Below are 18,530 nucleotides of genomic sequence, written 5' to 3' on the forward strand. Positions count from 1 at the left end.
CACACATGGGAAACTGGGATTGGCAGGTCTTCCTGCAAGACCCCGGGGGGGAATATCCGAGCTACCTGCAATGGATGCTCTCGGCCTGGGGCTGGACCGTGTCGGTCGCGCTGCTGGCGCTGATCGTCGCGCTGGTGCTGGGCTCGCTGATCGGCATCATTCGCACGCTGCCCGACAGTCCGTGGCTCGTGCGCTTCGGCAATGCATGGGTGGAGCTCTTTCGCAACATCCCGCTGCTGGTGCAGATCTTCCTCTGGTACCACGTGATTCCGGCGCTGGTGCCCGTGATGAAGGGCGTGCCGAGCTTCATCCTCGTGGTGCTGGCACTGGGCTTCTTCACTTCGGCGCGTATCGCCGAGCAGGTGCGCTCCGGCATCCAGGCGCTGCCCAAGGGCCAGCGTTACGCGGGCATGGCGGTGGGTTTCACCACGCCGCAGTACTACCGCTACGTGATCCTGCCGATGGCGTATCGCATCATCATCCCGCCGCTCACGAGCGAGACGATGAACATCTTCAAGAATTCGTCCGTCGCGTTCGCCGTGTCGGTCACCGAACTCACCATGTTCGCCATGCAGGCGCAGGAAGAAACCTCGCGCGGCATCGAGGTCTACCTGGCGGTGACGGCGTGCTACGTGGTGTCGGCCCTGGCCATCAACCGGCTCATGGCGTACATCGAGAAGAAGACCCGCGTGCCGGGCTTCATCGTCTCGGCCAGCGCTGGTGGCGGAGGACACTGACATGATGAATCTCGACCTGTCCTTCTACAACTGGGACGTCATCAGCAACTTCGTCATCAAGGGCTTCTACTTCAGCATCATGCTGACGGTGGTGGCCACGATCGGCGGCGTGATCTTCGGCACGATCCTGGCGCTCATGCGCCTGTCGGGCAAGAAGTGGCTCGATGCGCCCGCGGCGCTGTACGTCAACGGCATGCGAAGCATTCCGCTGGTGATGGTGATCCTGTGGTTCTTCCTGCTGGTGCCGGCGTCGTTCTATTCGCTGTTCGGTTCGCTCGGCTCGAACTACCGCTCCGAGATTTCGGCGGTGATCACCTTCGTGGCGTTCGAGGCGGCCTACTTCTCCGAGATCATGCGCGCCGGCATCCAGTCGATCCCGCGCGGCCAGGTGAACGCGGGCCAGGCGGTGGGCATGACCTACGGCCAGAACATGCGCCTGGTGGTGCTGCCGCAGGCCTTCCGCAACATGCTGCCGGTGCTGCTCACGCAGACCATCATCCTGTTCCAGGACACCTCGCTGGTGTATGCCATCGGCGCCTACGACATGCTCAAGGGCTTCGAGACGGCGGGCAAGAACTTCGGCCGTCCGATCGAGGCCTACCTGCTGGCGGCGGTCGTGTACTTCGCCATGTGCTACGCCCTTTCCTGGCTGGTGAAGCGCCTGCACAAGAAAATCGCCATCATTCGCTGATTGAGTGGCTGAACTGAACCGGAGAGAAACAAATGTCCGAAAAAATGATTGAAATCAAGAACGTCTCCAAGTGGTACGGCCCGGTGCAGGTGCTCAACGACTGCTCGGTGAACATCTCCAAGGGCGACGTGGTGGTGGTGTGCGGCCCGTCGGGTTCCGGCAAGTCCACGCTCATCAAGACCGTGAACGCGCTCGAGCCCTTCCAGAAGGGCGAGATCACCGTCAACGGCATACCGCTGCACGACCCCAAGACCAACCTGCCCAAGCTGCGCTCCAAGGTCGGCATGGTGTTCCAGCACTTCGAGCTGTTCCCGCACCTGTCGGTGACCGAGAACCTCACGATCGCGCAGATCAAGGTGCTGGGCCGCACGCCCGACGAAGCCAAGACCCGCGGCCTGAAGATGCTCGACCGCGTGGGCCTGATGGCGCACAAGGACAAGTTCCCCGGCCAGCTGTCGGGCGGCCAGCAGCAGCGCGTGGCGATCGCCCGTGCGCTGTCGATGGACCCGATCGTGATGCTGTTCGACGAACCCACCTCGGCGCTCGACCCCGAGATGGTCGGCGAAGTGCTCGACGTGATGGTGAGCCTGGCCAAGGAAGGCATGACCATGATGGTGGTCACGCACGAAATGGCTTTCGCCCGCAAGGTCGCGAGCCGCGTGATCTTCATCGACGTGGGCGGCAAGATCCTCGAAGACTGCCCGAAGGACGAGTTCTTCAATCACCCGGAAAACCGTCAGCCGCGCACCAAGGACTTCCTGAACAAGATCCTGCAGCACTGATCCGCTGTCGCACCCAAACAAAAAGCCACGCTGTCCGCAGCGTGGCTTTTTTCATGGGGCTTGGCCTGAAGCTCAGGGCAGCCGCGCGATGTGCTCCGTCAGCAGATCGAAGAAGCCCTGTGCATCGCCGTCGACGATCCACTGCGCGTTCGCGGGCCGCTTCAGGCTGCCGTGCCAGTCGGCCACGGTCTGGCCGAAGCCCATGCCTTCGCGGCTGTCGATCTCGACGTGGATGCGGCGGCCCTGGAACAGGTCGGGGCGCAGCAGGTAGGCCGTCACGGTGGCGTCGTGCACCGGGCCGCCCGGCATGCCGTAGTGGGCCATCTCCTGCGGCGCGTAGGCGTCGAGGATGTCGGCGACGATCGCGCCGGCGCGGTTGCCCAGCTGGCGCAACCGCGCGATGCGCGCGTCGCTCGTGAGGATCTTGTGCGTCACGTCCAGCGGCAGCATGGTGATCGGCACGCCGCTTTTCAGCACCGCCTCGGCCGCATGCGGATCGGCGAACACGTTGAACTCCGCCACCGGCGTGATGTTGCCGCCGTTGAAATGCGCGCCGGCCATGAGCACCAGCTCGCGCAGGCCGCGCACGATGTCGGGCGCCTGTTCGAGCGCGAGTGCGAGGTTGGTCTGCGGGCCGAGCATGGCGAGCGTCACGCTGTGCTCGGGCGCGGCGCGCAATGTGCGAACGAGGTAGTCGACGGCATGGCCTTCGGCCAGCGGCACGGCGGGGTCGTGCACGGCCACGCCCGTGAGGCCTTCGCGGCCATGGATGTTGGCGGCGTAGATCGGTGTGCGCTGCAGGGGCCGCTCGGCGCCCGCGTAGACCGGAAGCTCCGGCCGTCCGGCCCATTCGCAGGCCAGGCGTGCGTTGCGCGAGGTCTTGGCCAGGGGAACATTGCCCGCCACCGTGGTCAGCGCCTGAATCGCCAGCGATTCGGGCGCCGCCAGGGCGAACAGCAGCGCGATCACGTCGTCCGCGCCGGGGTCCGTGTCGATGATCAGGGTGTGCATGGCGACATTGTCATGCCGCCCCGATCCACCGACGGTAACGCGCGGCTTACTTCGCGCGCGCGGCGATGGCCTTCTCGGCCTTGGCCACCAGGTCGACGCCGACGGTCGACTTCCACTTGTCGTACACCGGGCGCGTGGCCTTCACGAAGGCGTCGCGCTCGGCCGGCGTGAGGTTGGTCACCGTCACGCCCATGGCCGCGATGTCCTTCAGCACGGGCTTGTCGGCTTCGACCAGGCCCTTGCGCGCGATGGCGATTTCCTGCTTGCCGGCATCGAGCGCGGCCTGGCGCACGATGGCCTGGTCGGCCGGCGTCCACGAGGCCCAGATTTCCTTGTTCACGACGAACACCAGCGGGTCGGCCACGTAGCCCCAGGTGGTGACGAACTTCTGGCCCACCGTGTGCATCTTGAGCACGGTGAACAGGAACAGCGGGTTCTCCTGGCCGTCGACCGCGCCGCTGGCGAGCGCGGGCTGCGCGTCGGCCCAGCTCATCTGCGTGGGGTTGGCGCCCAGCGCGGTGAGCATGTCGGAGTAGATGGGCGAGCCCACCACGCGGATCTTCATGCCCTTGATGTCGGCCGGCGACTTGATCGGCTTCTTCGAGTTGGTGATCTCGCGGAAGCCGTTCTCGCCCCAGGCGAGCGGCACCACGCCGGCCTTGTCGAGCGTCTTGAACATGTCCTTGCCCACCTCGCCCTGCGTGAGCGCGTCGATGGCCGCGTAGTCGGGCATCAGGAAGGGCATGGAGAACAGGTTGAGCTGCTTCACTTGCGGCGACCAGTTGATGGTCGAGCCCACGGCCATGTCGATCACGCCCTGGCGCAGCGCGCTGAACTCGCGCGTCTGGTCGCCTTGAATGAGCGACACGCCCGGGTACAGCTTGATGTTGATGCGGCCCTGGGTGCGTTCCTTCACGAGGTCGGCCCAGATCTTCCCGGCCTGGCCCCACGGCGTGGGCGGGCCCAGCACCAGCGACATCTTGTACTCGGGCTTGTAGGTGGCCTGCGCCATTGCGCCGGTCGAGAACAGGCCGAGCGTGGCGGCGACGGCGGCAAGGCCCAGCAGGGTGCGGCGGAATTTCATGAGAGAGGTCTCCTCTTTGTCTGTCGATGGATCGAAAAAATCAGTAGCCCAGCTTGCGCGGCAGCCAGAGCGCGAGTTCGGGGAAGGCGATCACCAGCACCATCACCACGAACATCGAGAACAGCATCCAGCCCACCCACTGCACGGTTTCTTCCATGCGCACCTTGGCGATGCGGCACGAGACCATGAGGTTGACGGCCAGCGGCGGCGTGAACTGGCCCAGCGCCACCTTCAGCGTGAGGATCACGCCGAACCACACCGGGTCCCACTTGTAGTGCTGCACGATGGGCAGCAACAGCGGCACGAAGATCAGGAAGATCGACACGCCGTCCAGGAACATGCCCACGGTGATCAGCAGCAGGATCAGCAGCGCCAGGATGCCGTACTCGCCCAGCCCCGAATTCACGATGGCGCGCGTGACCGGATCGATGACGCCCAGCGTCGACAGCGAGTACGCGAAGATGCCCGCCAGCGACACCACCAGCAGGATCACCGCCGACAGCTCGCCCGACTCGCGCAAGATCACGAACAGGTCGCGCACCTTGATCGTCCGGTGGATGCACATGCCCACGAACAGGCCGTAGAACACCGCCACCACGGCCGCTTCGGTGGGCGTGAACCAGCCCGCGCGCATGCCGCCCAGGATCAGCACCGGCGCCGCCAGGCCCCAGATCGCTTCGCGAAAGCTCTTCCAGAACGGCGGGCGCGGCAGCGTCGATTCGAGCGCGCCCATCTTGTGCTTGCGCGCCAGCCACACGGCCGGAATCATCAGCGCCAAGCCGGCCATCACGCCGGGGATCATGCCGGCCGCGAACAGCGCCGGCACCGAGGCGCCGGGCACCAGCACCGAGTACACGATGAACGCGACCGACGGCGGAATCAGGATGTCGGTGGCCGCCGCGGCACCCACCACGCTGGCCGAGTAGGCAGCCGGATAGCCGGCGCGGCTCATGGCCGCGATCATCACCGCGCCCACAGCGGCGGCGTTGGCCGGGCCCGAGCCCGAGATGCCGCCCAGGAACATCGCCACCGCAATCGCCACCAGCGGCAGCATGCCGGGGCCGCGGCCCACGATGGCGATGGCAAAGTTGACCAGGCGCAGCGCCACGCCCGAACGATCGAAGATGGAGCCGACCAGCACGAACATCGGAATCGCCAGCAGCGGGTACTTGCCCAGGCCGGCGTAGAAGTTCTGCGGCACGGCCAGCAGGCCGAACCACTGGGCGTCGGCGTTGGCCAGCGCAATGCAGGCCGCGCCCGCCAGGCCGAGCGCGGCGCCGATGGGCACGCCCACCAGCATCATGAGCACGAAGGCGACGAAGAGCAGGGTGGCGATCACTTGGCGTCGCCCTTCTTGCTGTTGTTGTCGTCAGACTTGTAGTTCGTCTTGCGCCCACGGCGGACCATGAGTCCGATGGCGCGCCCCGCGATCGCGAACGACACGATGGGCAGCCAGATCGAATACCACCAGGCGGGCAGGCCGATGCCGGGCGTGGTTTCTTCGAAGCGGTAGTCGTCCCACACCATGCGGATGCTGAGCGCGCCGATCAGCGCGAACAAGATGGCGATCATCAGTGCGCCGAACTGGGCCAGGCGCTTGCGCCGCGCCATGGAGCCGCTTTCCGAGAAGTACTCGATACGGATGTGCCGGTCGCGCGCCACGGCGGCCGAGCCGGCCACCAGCGCCAGCATGATCATGAGGAACACCGAGAACTCCTCCGTCCACGCGAAGGACGAGTCGGTGAAGTAGCGCACGATGACGTTGGCAAACGTAATGAGAGCCAGCGCGCCCATGATGAGGACCGTGAGCCAGTCTTCGATGGCGAGGGGAACCTTGGTGGGTTCGTCGGCGGCTTCGATGTCGGGGGGGAGGGGACTGGCGGCGTCCAGCGTGGGGCCGGACTCAGGAGGAGTTGTCATCGCAGGAAAGGGCAGCTGAGGCAGGCGCCAGGTCACCGGGCGGACGCCGGGACGCGATCCGTACACCTTGACAGGCGAGCAGCGCTCGATGCTAGGGGGTCAATGACCATTCATATATCGGGGGTTTCCTTAGCTGTGGCGGCTGGTTGACTGCCTCTTCGCGGCCTTTGTTCGGGGCGCTGTTGTCGGGGGCGCGTGCACAGGTCACCGGGTACTCCCCTCCGCGAATGTCCCCCGCCCTTCGGGCTCCTCCTTGATTTCGCTGCGGGGAGTACCCGATGCCCTGCGCACGATGAGTGCGGCTGTGGCGTTGGCGGTTCGACCGCTGCGGCGGATTGCAGATGGATGTGCGGGGCGTACCACTGAGCTTTCGTGAGCGACAGGCACTGGCGAAGCAGAAGCCCGAAGGGCTGGTGCCGGATGCGGTCGACATAGACATGGCTGCGTTCAATGTTCGCGTCAGACTGCGAGCTGTCTTTCAGTCACGACGTCTGACCGTCGCCTTCGGGCCCATTGCCGAAGTTAACCTGCAGCCAACAGAAGCCTCGAAGGCTTCTGGAGCCCCTCATAATCAAAATTTGCCCCCGCTTGTTCGAGATACCGACCTTTCGTCATGGATAAATTCTTGCTGCAACAGCAGGTGCTGGAACGGCTCGCCGAAGACCTGCTGCAAGCCGAACAGGCAGTGCGGGCAGCCCATGAAACGGCGACTCACGAAGAGAACATCGCCGAAAACAAATACGACACATTGGGACTCGAAGCCGCCTACCTGGCCACCGGCCAAGCTCGGCGCGCCGAAGCCATACGCCAGGCGATGGCCAATTGGCGCCAATTCCGCCCGCGTCCCTACGACGCCAGCATAGGAATACGGCTCGGCGCGCTGGTCTGCCTGGTCGATTCCGACGACAAGCAGCAACAGCTCTTTCTCGGCCCGGATGGGGGCAGCATGACGTTGGTCAGCGGCACTCAGCTGGTTCAGGTCATCAGCAGCGAAGCCCCTTTGGGTCGGGCAATGCTGGGCAAATGCGAGGGTGATGAGGTGTCGATACAGGTCGCTCCAATCCGACAGCAGTTTGAGGTGCTGCGGGTTCTTTAAGCCGCAACGGCGCTGCACGACCGCACCATGCCTACTTCTTTGCCAACCCGCCAGTCGGGTCGCGGAGCTCCTCCCCTACAAGTGGCGGACATCGGCTTGAGTACGCTTCATCGGTATGCTTGAGCCATCACCGCACTCAGTACTCAACCCCCTTGTTAGCTCTATCGATCGTCGCGCCGAGCGGCACCTACATCGCTGAAGGACGCAAGATCCTTGAGGTCCGTTCTTGGCGTCCTGACGGGATGCCGCTGCAGGATCTACTCATCGTTGAGAACCACAAGTACCTGACTGCGCCAGGCGACTCGGACCCAGAGGGGCGAGCCGTAGCCTTCGTTGACGTCATAGACATCCGGCCATGGCTTGAGAATGACATTGAAGCGGCTTGCGCTCGCGAATGGACCCGGGGCTACTGGGCTTGGGAGCTGGCCAATGTGCGCCCCATTACTCAGGCCGTGCGGGTCACCGCCGAACGACGGTTATATCGTGCAGTCTTAACCCCCTCGGTGATGCCAGCATTGCTCGCAGCCAAGGACACGACCTGACTTCGCCGGACGCTTACCCTGAGGAGGCCGTCAAAGTCTGAACAGAGCACTCGCTGCTAGCGAAGGTGGACGAGTCTCAATGAGTCAAGGAATTCTCAACTGGCCACTCGGCAACGTGTAAAGCGCAGTCGTCCACGCCGCCCTCAATCATGTCGCCAAGAAGTCGGGGCTACCGCTTAAGGCCTTCGTGCCATCTTGCGGCGAAGCGTCGACGACTGGACAGAAGCGGCACGCGTGACGTTGAGAGTCAGTCGAAGGCGGCGGACCTCGACCTGCATGGACGCTAACTAGGGTCTCGACGAACGTTCCTCGAAGCTGGGCCCCGAATTTCCAGTTGTAGATTTCAGCTGCGCGTTGGCGAGCTCTCCAAGACTCCTGATAGCCCCTTCCAAGCGCGGGTCGCCGAGATACCCGTAGTTGATGCGCAGGTGCCGGGTGTATCGGCGGTCGGCTGAAAACAAATGGCCCGGCGCTACGCCTATGCCGAGCCGAAGAGCGTCCTGGTGCAGTGCGAGCGAGTCGATACCTTCTGGCAGCGCGAGCCACAGGAAATAGCCACCCTCGGGGCGCGTGACCCGCGTTCCAGTTGGAAAGTATCGATCGATAAATCGCAAGCATGCAGCCTGCTGGCGGCTGAGCGAATGCCGCAGGGCGCGCAGGTGACGATCGAAACTCTTGTGTTGCAGGTACTCCTGCAACGCCAGTTGCGAGGGGAGTGCCGTCGCCAGCGAGCTCATCAACTTGTTGCGACCCAAAGTGGCTGCAAAGCGACCGCCCGCTACCCAACCGATGCGATATCCGGGTGCCAGGGATTTCGAGAAAGAACTGCAGTGCAGCACCCAGCCATCCCGGTCCCAGGCCTTGGCTGGTGGCGGTCTCCGAGCCCCCTGCGCGAGCTCGCCGTACACGTCGTCTTCGATCAGCGGTATGGCGCGGGTGGCGAGCATGCTGACCAGTTGCTCTTTGGCTGCGTCGCTCATGGTGCAGCCCATTGGATTCTGGAAGGTCGGCATGAACCAGCAGGCCTTCACCGGATGCTGGTCGATCACGCGAGCAAGAGAGTCGAGATCTACGCCTGTTCGCGGGTGCGTCTCAACCTCGACCGCGCGAAGACCGCGCCGCTCCAGTGCCTGCAACGCACCGTAAAAGGTTGGCGTTTCGATCGCCACGAGGTCGCCTGGCTGCGTCACCGATTCGAGCGCAAGATTGAGTGCTTCCATCGCCCCGCTGGTGATGACCAGTTCAGACGCAGGAACATCCATCCCGACGCTGCCGTAACGCAGGGAGATCTGATGGCGCAATTGGACGTTTCCTGGTGACAAATCCTCGACGGTCTGCCAAGGATCCATCCGCTTGAGCGCTCGCGTCAGGCCGGCGGCAAGTTGCTCGAAGGGAAACAGCTCTGGCGACGGAAAGGCCGAGCCGAGCGGGACCATATCGCGTTCGCGAGCCTGTGCAAGGACCTGAAAGACAAGCGACGAGACGTCGACCGACATGGACCGCAGGACAGGCTCGCTGGCGGCGAGTTCGTTGGTCGGCATTTCCGCGCCCGCTCGAACGAAGTATCCCGACCGCTGCCGAGCTTCGACAAGCCCTTGCGCCTCCAGCAGGTAGTAAGCAGAGAACACGGTGGACGCACTGATGCCCATTTGCGACTTCAGTTCGCGCACCGAGGGAAGGCGATCGTTCGCCTTCAGGCTACCCGCGCGAATACGCTGAGCGATGTTGTCGGCAAGCTTCTCGTAGCGGTTCATGGGTATCTCTTTCTGATACGGTTGTTCTGGACCGCTCCAGAGATTGTCATATCAGACGTCGACCCGCCCCGGCGCGACTGCCGGCCTCCTTGCATCTGATACGAAAATTTTCAGCTGATCTGGTTCTGTACGTATCAGCCTGGAAGATGAACACTCGACAGCACGATGAGAGTGCTTCTGTGATGCAGGCAGACTGCTCCGCCTTTCGACCCATGTCTTGCGTGCCTTTCGACGCGCCTTGCGGACGCCCATTTAGCTCACCGCAACCGTTTCGTCATCGGTCTATTGAGCTAATCGCCGCACTCGGGCACTTCGCCGTCCGTCACCATTGATATCCCTTCAATCATGAATTCAATCCCTATCTCTTTTGTTATTTTCAAGGTTCTCGTGCTCAGCGTGGGCATGTATTTAGCCGTCAAGTGGCATTACGAACGGGGACAGAAGGACAAGAATCAAAAGACAGCTGCAGTGGTACTGACATCCATCAAGGTGGGCGGGGCGTTCGTCGCTTCTGCGTTCCTTGTGCTCTTCCTCACCTTTGAATTTTGCAATTGGATGGGTCTGGACCTGGCCATGCAGTGATTGGAAGTTTTCGGTCGATAGCCCGGATACGGTGCGACCAACGGCACGACCCTTTCAGAAACGGACATTGACACGATGGCGCGGTATTTGGCTGGCATGCCGACGTGCGAGGCGAGCGCGCCGATGGCAAAGTTCTCGCCCAGAATTCATGTCAAGTGATCGCCCGGCTGCATAGTCTCTGCTCCTGCGCCAACCTGCGTCAGTGCCAGGCATCAGGCCAGTTACCTTCTTGCCAGCAGCCTTGAGGCGGCGCCGGAACTCGATCTGGCAATCTTCGATTTTCATATTCGATGAGCCCGCCGAGTGGCTGCTTGTGGCCGCAACGAGCCCTGGTCATCGACCTCAACAATCTGAGGCCCCAATCGACTGAGCCCGTTCCGCTGACTCTCGGTGAAGGTGCGTCGCGCGAGCACAAGCGACTGCAACCCGGTGATGCCTGCCAATGCCGCGATGGTCGCTATGGAGAGCCGCGAGGCGTCGAGCGCAATTTGCTGGATGCCTCGCAGACCGCAAAGCGGAATGACCTTATCGTCCGCCAAAGATACATCCATAAGAGTGACCGCAAAGACCTCCGCGTCCCATACGTAGCCGCCACCGACGGCTTCCACGCCGTCGAGAATCGACTGATTGGCTTGGCTTTCTTCAGGCGTCATTTTCGGTTCACTGTATTGAAGGCGGCGGGAAGCAGGCGCGCCCCGTCTGGAAAGCTGAGAGGCGCCGACGAACTTCCGCTCTTGGCCGACTGCAGCCGGTCGCCTTGCCATCGCAAAGGGCGCTGCTCTCGACAATTTCGCGCGATCATGAAAGCTGGAGCTGGAATGGATTGACACACCCCCGAGGCAATGGAAAAGGCCCATTTAGGATGTGTGAATCCCCGTCCCACCATCAAAAATTCCTACGGATTTCGACTGGGGCCCAGTGTCGATTCATGTACTTCATTGTGAAGATGGGCCCTTCGATAATCCGGAGACGGACAACGTGCGTCTGATGAGTTCGCGCACATGAGATTAACTAAAAGGAAACAACGCTTGTGGAGCAACATCGCTTTGGGCCTATGCTGCCACCGTACCTCCAGGTTTCGCGCGAAGGCCGTGTGCAGCACTTGGCCGAACACAGCGGCACCTGCCGCGGTGCAGTCCTGCGCATTGCATGCAACGGAATCGATGGCTTTCATGCCGGGATGGCAGCCAAGCAGTACGGCCACGCGTGTCCTGGCATCGAGGACACGGGGTGGGGCACGCGTGAGATGACAGTTCGGCATTCCTTCGGGAATCGGTTGACGTTTGCCAACGCAGTGAGCACGTGACGGGCCGTCCGAATGCCCCGAACCGCCGACGGCCGTGGCTACAGTCGATGGCAGCCCTCGCCGTCGCGGCCTTGATCGGCTGGGGGTGCCTTGTTGGAGCGATCGAAGTGGTGGAAAGCGTGCGCACCGGGGTGCTCAACAACCGCAAAGGACCTGACATCCTTGCCGTCGAGCAGCCTGTCCTTTACTGGGCCCTGATCAGCTTCTACGCGGCGGCAACCCTGACCGCCGCCGGCTTGGCGCTTTTGGTGATGGCCATTGCCGTGCGCGATCTGATCAGTGCAAGAGGCCCTGAGCGATGAATGCGTCGTCTACGCGCCTGGCGACCTGCGTGCGCGTTGCCGAGGTGTAAAAGTGGCGCGATCTTTCCTATGCCGGCTGGAGCGCGAGATTCCGGCTTGAAGATGGCCCGCGGACCTCGAAGGGTCGAGGTGGTGACGAGCCCGTTGCCGGCTGTCAGTGCGGCGTAGTTCTCCTAGTCAACTCGCAAGCGACTGCGTGGCGACGCCGAATGACTGCTTCTGTCCGAAGCCGGGCTTCCGCTGATTCGCAGAAAGATGGTGTGAGGCTGCAGTTTCACTCCTTCTTACATACGCACTCGCAAAGAGTTGACGACTTGTCCGTTCGCTGTGATTTGTCAGTGCGCCGAGAGCAGATACTTCATGCCCTGCGTAAAGCCACGCGGCGCGACGGTGAGATGGTCCTCGTCGTTCAGGACCGCTGACTTCAGCTTCAAGCTTGGGTACTTTCTGCTCTGTAGCGCCGTCTCCAGCGCCTGGTTGTCGGCAACCATGTCTACCGTCTGGTTGTAGCGCCGAACACCTTTGCGCAGCGCCTCATAGGCGCCGACATAAAGATAGACATTCGCCTTCAGGTCCCGATTCTGTTTGGCGTAGCTCGCTTCGAGCTTCAAGGCATGTCGCTTGTCGTACCAGAGAGATGGGCTGCCGAGGATATAGCCGTTGAACAAGCCGGGCTCGGTGAAAAGGATCTGCATCCCAAGCAGGGCGCCGTAGGAGTGACCGAGAAAGATTGTTCTGGCCGGGTCGGCCCGGTAGCGAGCGGCGATGAACGGCTTTACCTGGTTGCGCAGATATTCTTGATAGGCGCGCGCCTGACCGTGGACCGCATTGGCAGGCGCGTTGCTGGGGCCGTTCGGTGTCGGTGTGTAGTCGCGCTGGCGGCTGACCGCGCCGTCCTCGCCCTTTGCGTAAGACAGACCGACGAGGATGAATTCCTCGATCTGAGGCCCTTCAACGTTCAGGCGGCGCCCCAACTGCCGGACGATCGGGAAAGCGTAGTCGGCGTCAGTCACATACAGCACGGGGTAGCGCTGCCGCGGCTGCTTCGCATAGGACGGTGGCAAAGCAATGAAGACTTGGTAGCCGCGGCCTGAAACCGGATCGGGCACGTCCCATACCTCGCTGTCGACAACCTCGTAAGGCCGCCCCTCGCCGGGCTGCACCTTGGGCGTCGTTTGGGCCTGGGCGCGTGCCGGATCGCCAGAGATGCCGAAGCTGGCGATGAGGGCAACCAGCAAGGCATTCAGAAAACGTTGTTGCATGTGATGAGGTCTTCGCAGATCGGGGGAAATTCTGGTGCAGACCGAGAGGATGGCTTTCGTTCGACACCTGTCCCATGTTGAGTGTCTGCTTGTGACCGAATCGTTCCGGCGCAAAAAACGGACGATTGTTGGCCCCTGGTGACCTTAGGGTGTTCGCGAACTGGGCGGCGTGAGCGAAGGTCCGGTTCTGGCCGATAGCACTCATTCGCGCGAGGCCAGAAGATGTCGGCACCCGCTGCATCGCCGTCCTTCGTGTGCGCCCGCTTCAGACTGTTGCGAGACAGGCCTGCACGCCTGGCTATCTCGCGAATGCACAACCATTCATTTCATTTGCATCTTTTACTCAGAGCAAATCAGCCGGCGCATCATGCCTTGTGCATGTCGTACTGATGCACTTTGGGTCTCGGCTCGACCCACCCGGCCGCTCCGGTATCCAACTACTTCAATTGGAGACCCAAATGAAAAAATTCATTCCCAGCGCCATCGCCAGCCTCCTGATCGCAGGGGCAATCTTGCCGGTCGCCGCCAAGGAGAAAGTCGTCGCCCGGAGCATCACGGAAGCGGAAGTCCTGGGGGCCCAGCAGGCCTGGTGCAAGGCGCTGGTCGACATCAGTGCTGCGAATTCCAGCGGAGGGCAGCCGGCCGCCAGGGCGCTGGCCGAGAAGGTCATCGACAGCGCCTACGCCTACCAGCTGGGCGCAGTGCTGTTCAAGCCGACGCTCACGACATCGCCGCAGACCTTCCGCACCGCTCGCGACGGCGCGCTGGCGTACTTCGTGGGCGGCAACCCCGCCTTTCCCAACGACACCGGCTTCGCCCTGAAGGGCTGGACGAAATGCGAGATTGCCAACACTGCCGTGCTCATCCACGGCGACGTGGCCAGCACGCTGGGTAACGTGCTGTTCACCGACCCGGACGGCAAGGTCACCACGGTCGACAAGACCTGGACTTTCGTGAAGGACGGTGCCGGCAAGCTGCGCATCGTCGTGCATCACTCGTCGCTGCCGTACGCTGGCCGTTGAACACCGCGTTCGGGTGCCGGCAGGCCCAGGCTCTGGTGCGGCGCCTTCAAGGGGCCTTCATCGGGTGATGAAGGCCCCTCGGAGGACCGTCATTGGTGGCTCAAAGGCGCGAATTGGTGGCAGCACGCCGTCGTAGCGTTCGACCTGCACCGCAGTGAGTTGCCCCGCGCAACCCTGCGCCAGCGATGAGGTGCCGATGTCGTGCGTCAACACATTGGGGTTGCCGTGCACGCTTGCACTTCGAGCGGCAGTGGCCAGAGTGGCTGAACTCCTGTCTGTCTTGGGTCAGTAGGCACCCATGTAGTCGCGCTTACCGATCTCAATACCGTTGTGGCGCAAGATGGCATAGGTGGTGGTCACGTGGAAGAAAAACTGCGGCAGTCCATAGTGCAGAAGATATGCGCTTGCGGTCAGCTTCTTTTCCTTGGGGGTGCCGGGGCGCAATACGATCTCGCGGCTCTCGCTTGAATCAAATTGCTCAGACTTGAAGGAGCCGATATGGGCCAAGGCTTTGGCGATCAACGCTTGCAGGTCGGCGAAGCTGACCTCGGCGTCGGGCCAGGACGGCACCTCGGCACCCGCCAGGCGGGAGGCAATGCCCTTGGAGAAGTCTGCGGCGATCTGCACCTGACGTACCAGCGGAAACATGTCAGGGAACAGCCGCGCCTGCAGCAGCGCATTGGGATCGATATTTTTCTGCGTCGCCTGGTCTTCGGCCTTCTTGAGCACGTCGGACAGGGCGCGCAGCATCTGCTGCATGACGGGAACGGAGGCGTTGTACAGCGGGCTGGTCATGGTGAGTTCACTTCTAAAATTTTGGGCACGATGGCCGGAGTTGGCGTGGCAGAGGCCCTGCCGACCATGCAAGGCTAACAGCACAGGGTGAACTGAATCGCCCCGGCTTTTGTGGCCAGCTTTTCTTCCCGCTGGCAGTCGGAGCAGCCGCGTTGAAGGGCAGTTCACTGGCAAGAAGCGGAGCGCGCCGCGAACCCTGCAGCCCGCAGACCAGCCGCTAACCGCCGGTCTCAAGCGCTGTGCGTCGCGCCTTCTCGCTCAGTTGAAACAGCTCTCCAGCCTTGCGAGCAAGTTCAGCCGCAAGCCAAAGCAGATTGTCCAGTTGTCGAGGCCCGTCACCGCTGCACCAGTCGATGTCTTGCCCATGGCAAACCCACAGGAGCGCTTCGAGTTGAGAGAGTGTGTTTTCGAGAAGATCCGCCGGGTCTTGGGCGTTGTCTTCGGAAGCTACCGGCGTAGTTGGCCGGGCTATAGTCTTGGTAGCCATTTTTGTGCGTTCCTTCCAAGGTAGTTGCACGAACTTGGTTAGACGGCTGGGGTGCTAGTAACACCTCGGCCGTCGCCTTTTGATACCTCGCATCTGCATCGCTGCTTTCGCACCGACGACCTGCCGCGAGGCAAGCAGCCTTCAAACATCTCAGTAGGGGGGTGGGGTGTGGCGCCTTTCTTCTTCCCTTGGTGGGGTGTCGAGTGACAGGGGCATTCACTCTAGAGAGGAACCCGGCGAAGTGGCCGGTTCATGCGGCACGAAGTCTCGGCGAGCGCCAACAAATGCAGCTTCTGCGATGCGCCGAGCACGGACCTCGCGGGCCCGGTGCCGCGCCAGTCCGAAGCGGCTCTGAACGCTCACGTCGATGGGGTGCCTTGCGCAGCGAAATAAAGGAGGAGGGCGAAGCCCGGGGGACATTCGCGGAGCAAGGCGCCCCGTCGGCGGGAGCGCGGCAGAGCTTCAGTTCATCCAGCTGCGAGCCCGGTCCAGATGCTCGCGGCACTCACGCACCATGCGCTCCAGCAGTTCCGCGCAGGTCGGGATGTCGTCGATCAGCCCGATGCACTGGCCGGCCGAGACCACGCCGTTGTGCACCTCGCCCGACTCCAGCGCCGCGCGGCCGCGTGCGCCGGCCACCAGCGGGCGGATATCCTCGAACTCGCAGCCGCCCGGACGGCGTTCGGTGGCCACCACTTCTTCGGAGATCGCGTTGCGGAACACGCGCGCCGTGTTGTGCAGCGTGCGGAACATCAGCTTGGTGTCGCGCTCGGTTGCGGCCACCAGCGCCTGTTTGATGTTGTCGTGGATCGGCGCTTCCTGGGTCACGCAGAAGCGCGTGCCCATGTTGATGCCCTCGGCGCCCAGCGCCAGCGCGGCGGCCATGCCGCGGCCGTCGGCGATGCCGCCCGAGGCGATGATCGGAATGCGCAGCTTGCGCGCCGCCACCGGCAGCAGCACGAGGCCGGGCACGTCGTCCTCGCCCGGGTGGCCCGCGCATTCGAAGCCGTCCACGGACACCGCGTCGACGCCGTTGCGCTCGGCCGAGAGCGCGTGGCGCACCGAGGTGCACTTGTGGACGATCTTCACGTCGTGGCGCTTCAGGGCCTCGATGAAGTCCTTCGGGCTGTTGCCGGCGGTCTCCACGATCTTCACGCCGCTGTCGATGATGGCCTGCACGTACTCGGCGTACGGCGGCGGCTTCACCGCCGGCAGGATGGTGAGGTTCACGCCGAAGGGCTTGTCGGTCATCGTGCGCGTGCGCGCGATTTCGTGGCGCAGGTCGTCGGGCGTGGGCTGTGTGAGCGCCGTGAGAATGCCCAGGCCGCCGGCGTTCGACACGGCCGCGGCCAGCTCGGCGCGGCCCACCCATTGCATGCCGCCCTGGATGATGGGGTAGCGGATGCCGAGCAGTTCGGTGATGCGGGTCTTCATCGTCGCAGCCGCTTACAGCGTGGTCACGAGTTCCGGCACGGCCGTGAACAGGTCGGCCACGAGGCCGTAGTCGGCCACCGAGAAGATCGGGGCTTCTTCGTCCTTGTTGATCGCGACGATGACCTTCGAGTCCTTCATGCCGGCCAGGTGCTGGATGGCCCCCGAGATGCCCGCGGCGATGTACAGCTGCGGCGCGACGATCTTGCCGGTCTGGCCCACTTGCCAGTCGTTCGGGGCGTAGCCTGCGTCCACTGCGGCGCGGCTGGCGCCCAGGCCGGCGTTGAGCTTGTCGGCCAGCGGCGTCATCACTTCGTTGAACTTCTCAGCGCTGCCGAGAGCCCGGCCGCCGGAGACGATGATCTTGGCGGCGGTCAGTTCGGGGCGGTCGCTCTTCGTGACTTCACGGCCCACGAAGGCGCTCTTGCCGCTGTCGGCCACGCCTTCAGCGGTTTCAACGGTGGCGCTGCCACCGGTGGCGGCTGCGGCGTCGAAGCCGGTCGTGCGCACGGTGATCACCTTGGTGGCGTCGGTGCTCTGCACGGTGGCGATGGCATTGCCGGCGTAGATCGGACGCTCGAAGGTGTCGGGGCTGTCGACCTTGGTGATGTCGCTGATCTGCGCCACGTCGAGCTTGGCAGCCACGCGCGGAGCGACGTTCTTGCCGTTGGCGGTCGAGGGGAACAGGATATGGCTGTAGTTGCCGGCGATCGCGAGCACTTGCGCTGCGACGTTCTCGGCGAGGTTCTCTGCCAGCGATGCGCTGTCGGCAGCGATCACCTTGGACACGCCAGCGATCTGCGCGGCGGCCTTGGCGGCTTCGGCTGCGTTGGCACCGGCCACGAGGATGTGGACGTCGCCACCGCAAGCCAGGGCGGCGGTGACGGTGTTGAGGGTGGCCGGCTTGATGCTGGCGTGGTCGTGTTCGGCAATAACAAGTGCGGTCATGTTCAGATCACCTTCGCTTCGTTCTTCAGTTTGTCCACCAGCGTTGCAACGTCAGGCACCTTGATGCCTGCACCGCGCTTGGGCGGCTCGCTGACCTTCAGGGTCTTCAGGCGGGGCTTGACGTCCACGCCGAGGTCTTCGGGCTTGAAGGTGTCCAGCTGCTTCTTCTTGGCCTTCATGATGTTGGGCAAGGTGACGTAGCGCGGCTCGTTCAGACGCAGGTCGGTCGTGATGACCGCGGGCAGCGTGAGCGTCAGGGTTTCCATGCCGCCGTCGACTTCGCGTGCGACGGTGACCTTGTCGGCTGCCAGGTCGACCTTCGAGGCGAAGGTGGCTTGGGGCAGGTCGGCCAGCGCAGCCAGCATCTGGCCGGTCTGGTTGGCGTCGTCGTCGATGGCTTGCTTGCCCAGGATGATCAGCTGGGGCTGTTCCTTGTCGACCAGTGCCTTGAGCAGCTTGGCGACGGCCAGCGGCTGCAGCTCTTCGGTGGTCTCGACCAGGATGCCGCGATCCGCGCCGATGGCCATCGCGGTGCGCAGGGTTTCCTGGCACTTGGCATCACCGCACGAGACGGCGATGACTTCGGTCACGATGCCCTTTTCCTTCAGCCGAACCGCTTCTTCGACAGCGATTTCGTCGAAGGGGTTCATGCTCATCTTGACGTTGGCAATGTCCACCCCGGTGCCGTCGCTCTTGACGCGCACCTTCACGTTGTAATCGACGACCCGTTTGACAGGCACCAGAACTTTCATGGCTGTTCCTCTTGAATGACAAAAAT

The 18,530-nt window shown here is 63.1% G+C and carries 22 protein-coding genes; 9 read left to right on the top strand and 13 right to left on the bottom strand.

What is annotated here, in order from left to right:
* Nucleotides 1–5 precede the first annotated feature (5 nt).
* From AC1RGU_RS21250 to AC1RGU_RS21260, 3 genes are read left to right on the top strand one after another with little or no spacing between them, the layout of a single operon-like run.
* Complete coding sequence (locus AC1RGU_RS21250) at nt 6–737, top strand: amino acid ABC transporter permease (protein ID WP_492698161.1); 732 nt, start codon at nt 6–8, stop codon at nt 735–737.
* A gap of 1 nt (nt 738) precedes the next feature.
* A complete protein-coding gene (locus AC1RGU_RS21255; RefSeq protein WP_070060204.1) occupies nt 739–1,428 on the top strand; it encodes an amino acid ABC transporter permease in 690 nt (229 codons plus the stop codon).
* A 44-nt stretch (nt 1,429–1,472) separates the two neighbouring features.
* Entirely contained in the window at nt 1,473–2,210 is a 738-nt protein-coding gene (locus AC1RGU_RS21260; RefSeq protein WP_056576214.1) for an amino acid ABC transporter ATP-binding protein, read from the top strand.
* 72 nt (nt 2,211–2,282) lie between these two features.
* Here AC1RGU_RS21260 and AC1RGU_RS21265 read toward each other — a convergent pair whose 3' ends face one another.
* The 4 genes from AC1RGU_RS21265 to AC1RGU_RS21280 are packed head-to-tail and all read right to left on the bottom strand — an operon-like array spanning nt 2,283 to nt 6,225.
* Nucleotides 2,283–3,221: a nucleoside hydrolase gene (locus AC1RGU_RS21265; RefSeq protein WP_492698159.1), complete on the bottom strand. Its 939-nt coding sequence runs from the start codon at nt 3,219–3,221 to the stop codon at nt 2,283–2,285.
* A gap of 46 nt (nt 3,222–3,267) precedes the next feature.
* Nucleotides 3,268–4,305 carry a DctP family TRAP transporter solute-binding subunit gene (locus AC1RGU_RS21270; RefSeq protein ID WP_062471046.1) on the bottom strand — a complete coding sequence of 346 codons (1,038 nt, stop codon included), beginning with the start codon at nt 4,303–4,305 and terminating at the stop codon, nt 3,268–3,270.
* Between the two features lie 40 nt (nt 4,306–4,345).
* Nucleotides 4,346–5,644: a TRAP transporter large permease gene (locus AC1RGU_RS21275; RefSeq protein WP_307635951.1), complete on the bottom strand. Its 1,299-nt coding sequence runs from the start codon at nt 5,642–5,644 to the stop codon at nt 4,346–4,348.
* A complete protein-coding gene (locus AC1RGU_RS21280) occupies nt 5,641–6,225 on the bottom strand; it encodes a TRAP transporter small permease (RefSeq protein ID WP_070060201.1) in 585 nt (194 codons plus the stop codon). The genes AC1RGU_RS21275 and AC1RGU_RS21280 overlap by 4 nt, the downstream gene beginning before the upstream one ends.
* Nucleotides 6,226–6,838: 613 nt before the next feature.
* On the opposite strand from AC1RGU_RS21280, the gene AC1RGU_RS21285 reads away from it, so the two are divergent.
* Nucleotides 6,839–7,321, top strand: coding sequence for a GreA/GreB family elongation factor (locus AC1RGU_RS21285; RefSeq protein WP_062471040.1), 483 nt, complete (start codon nt 6,839–6,841; stop codon nt 7,319–7,321).
* 152 nt (nt 7,322–7,473) lie between these two features.
* Complete coding sequence (locus tag AC1RGU_RS21290) at nt 7,474–7,863, top strand: ASCH domain-containing protein (protein WP_492698156.1); 390 nt, start codon at nt 7,474–7,476, stop codon at nt 7,861–7,863.
* Between the two features lie 287 nt (nt 7,864–8,150).
* On the opposite strand, the gene AC1RGU_RS21295 is transcribed toward AC1RGU_RS21290, so the two are convergent.
* Entirely contained in the window at nt 8,151–9,617 is a 1,467-nt protein-coding gene (locus tag AC1RGU_RS21295; RefSeq protein ID WP_492698154.1) for an aminotransferase-like domain-containing protein, read from the bottom strand.
* 345 nt (nt 9,618–9,962) lie between these two features.
* Between AC1RGU_RS21295 and AC1RGU_RS21300 the strand changes: the two genes are divergently transcribed.
* The gene (locus AC1RGU_RS21300) at nt 9,963–10,199 is read left to right on the top strand and encodes a hypothetical protein (protein ID WP_062471033.1); all 237 of its coding nucleotides are present in this window, start codon (nt 9,963–9,965) and stop codon (nt 10,197–10,199) included.
* A gap of 281 nt (nt 10,200–10,480) precedes the next feature.
* On the opposite strand, the gene AC1RGU_RS21305 is transcribed toward AC1RGU_RS21300, so the two are convergent.
* Nucleotides 10,481–10,852: a hypothetical protein gene (locus AC1RGU_RS21305; RefSeq protein ID WP_492698152.1), complete on the bottom strand. Its 372-nt coding sequence runs from the start codon at nt 10,850–10,852 to the stop codon at nt 10,481–10,483.
* Between the two features lie 377 nt (nt 10,853–11,229).
* Here AC1RGU_RS21305 and AC1RGU_RS21310 point away from each other — a divergent pair, with 377 nt between their 5' ends.
* Nucleotides 11,230–11,505: a glyoxalase superfamily protein gene (locus AC1RGU_RS21310; RefSeq protein WP_492698150.1), complete on the top strand. Its 276-nt coding sequence runs from the start codon at nt 11,230–11,232 to the stop codon at nt 11,503–11,505.
* 47 nt (nt 11,506–11,552) lie between these two features.
* Nucleotides 11,553–11,807 (top strand): hypothetical protein, encoded by a 255-nt coding sequence (locus AC1RGU_RS21315; RefSeq protein WP_492698149.1) that lies wholly within the window; start codon nt 11,553–11,555, stop codon nt 11,805–11,807.
* Between the two features lie 335 nt (nt 11,808–12,142).
* Here AC1RGU_RS21315 and AC1RGU_RS21320 read toward each other — a convergent pair whose 3' ends face one another.
* Nucleotides 12,143–13,069, bottom strand: coding sequence for an alpha/beta hydrolase (locus AC1RGU_RS21320; protein ID WP_492698147.1), 927 nt, complete (start codon nt 13,067–13,069; stop codon nt 12,143–12,145).
* A gap of 458 nt (nt 13,070–13,527) precedes the next feature.
* On the opposite strand from AC1RGU_RS21320, the gene AC1RGU_RS21325 reads away from it, so the two are divergent.
* Complete coding sequence (locus AC1RGU_RS21325) at nt 13,528–14,091, top strand: metal-independent carbonic anhydrase family protein (protein WP_307695662.1); 564 nt, start codon at nt 13,528–13,530, stop codon at nt 14,089–14,091.
* Nucleotides 14,092–14,148: 57 nt separating this feature from the next.
* Here AC1RGU_RS21325 and AC1RGU_RS21330 read toward each other — a convergent pair whose 3' ends face one another.
* The 6 genes from AC1RGU_RS21330 to AC1RGU_RS21355 form a co-directional block, all read right to left on the bottom strand.
* Nucleotides 14,149–14,322: a hypothetical protein gene (locus AC1RGU_RS21330; RefSeq protein WP_492698145.1), complete on the bottom strand. Its 174-nt coding sequence runs from the start codon at nt 14,320–14,322 to the stop codon at nt 14,149–14,151.
* Nucleotides 14,323–14,376: 54 nt separating this feature from the next.
* Nucleotides 14,377–14,886 carry a DUF1993 domain-containing protein gene (locus tag AC1RGU_RS21335; RefSeq protein WP_492698143.1) on the bottom strand — a complete coding sequence of 170 codons (510 nt, stop codon included), beginning with the start codon at nt 14,884–14,886 and terminating at the stop codon, nt 14,377–14,379.
* A 217-nt stretch (nt 14,887–15,103) separates the two neighbouring features.
* A complete protein-coding gene (locus AC1RGU_RS21340) occupies nt 15,104–15,373 on the bottom strand; it encodes a hypothetical protein (RefSeq protein ID WP_492698141.1) in 270 nt (89 codons plus the stop codon).
* Nucleotides 15,374–15,835: 462 nt separating this feature from the next.
* On the bottom strand, nt 15,836–16,807 hold the full coding sequence (locus AC1RGU_RS21345; RefSeq protein WP_062470992.1) for an NAD(P)H-dependent flavin oxidoreductase: 972 nt from the start codon (nt 16,805–16,807) through the stop codon (nt 15,836–15,838).
* Nucleotides 16,808–16,819: 12 nt separating this feature from the next.
* A complete protein-coding gene (locus tag AC1RGU_RS21350) occupies nt 16,820–17,752 on the bottom strand; it encodes an electron transfer flavoprotein subunit alpha/FixB family protein (protein ID WP_070060186.1) in 933 nt (310 codons plus the stop codon).
* A 2-nt stretch (nt 17,753–17,754) separates the two neighbouring features.
* Nucleotides 17,755–18,504, bottom strand: a complete 750-nt coding sequence (locus AC1RGU_RS21355; RefSeq protein ID WP_369631195.1) for an electron transfer flavoprotein subunit beta/FixA family protein — start codon at nt 18,502–18,504, stop codon at nt 17,755–17,757.
* Nucleotides 18,505–18,530 lie beyond the last annotated feature (26 nt).

It is taken from the genome of Variovorax sp. GW823-FHT02B07 (assembly GCF_058797695.1).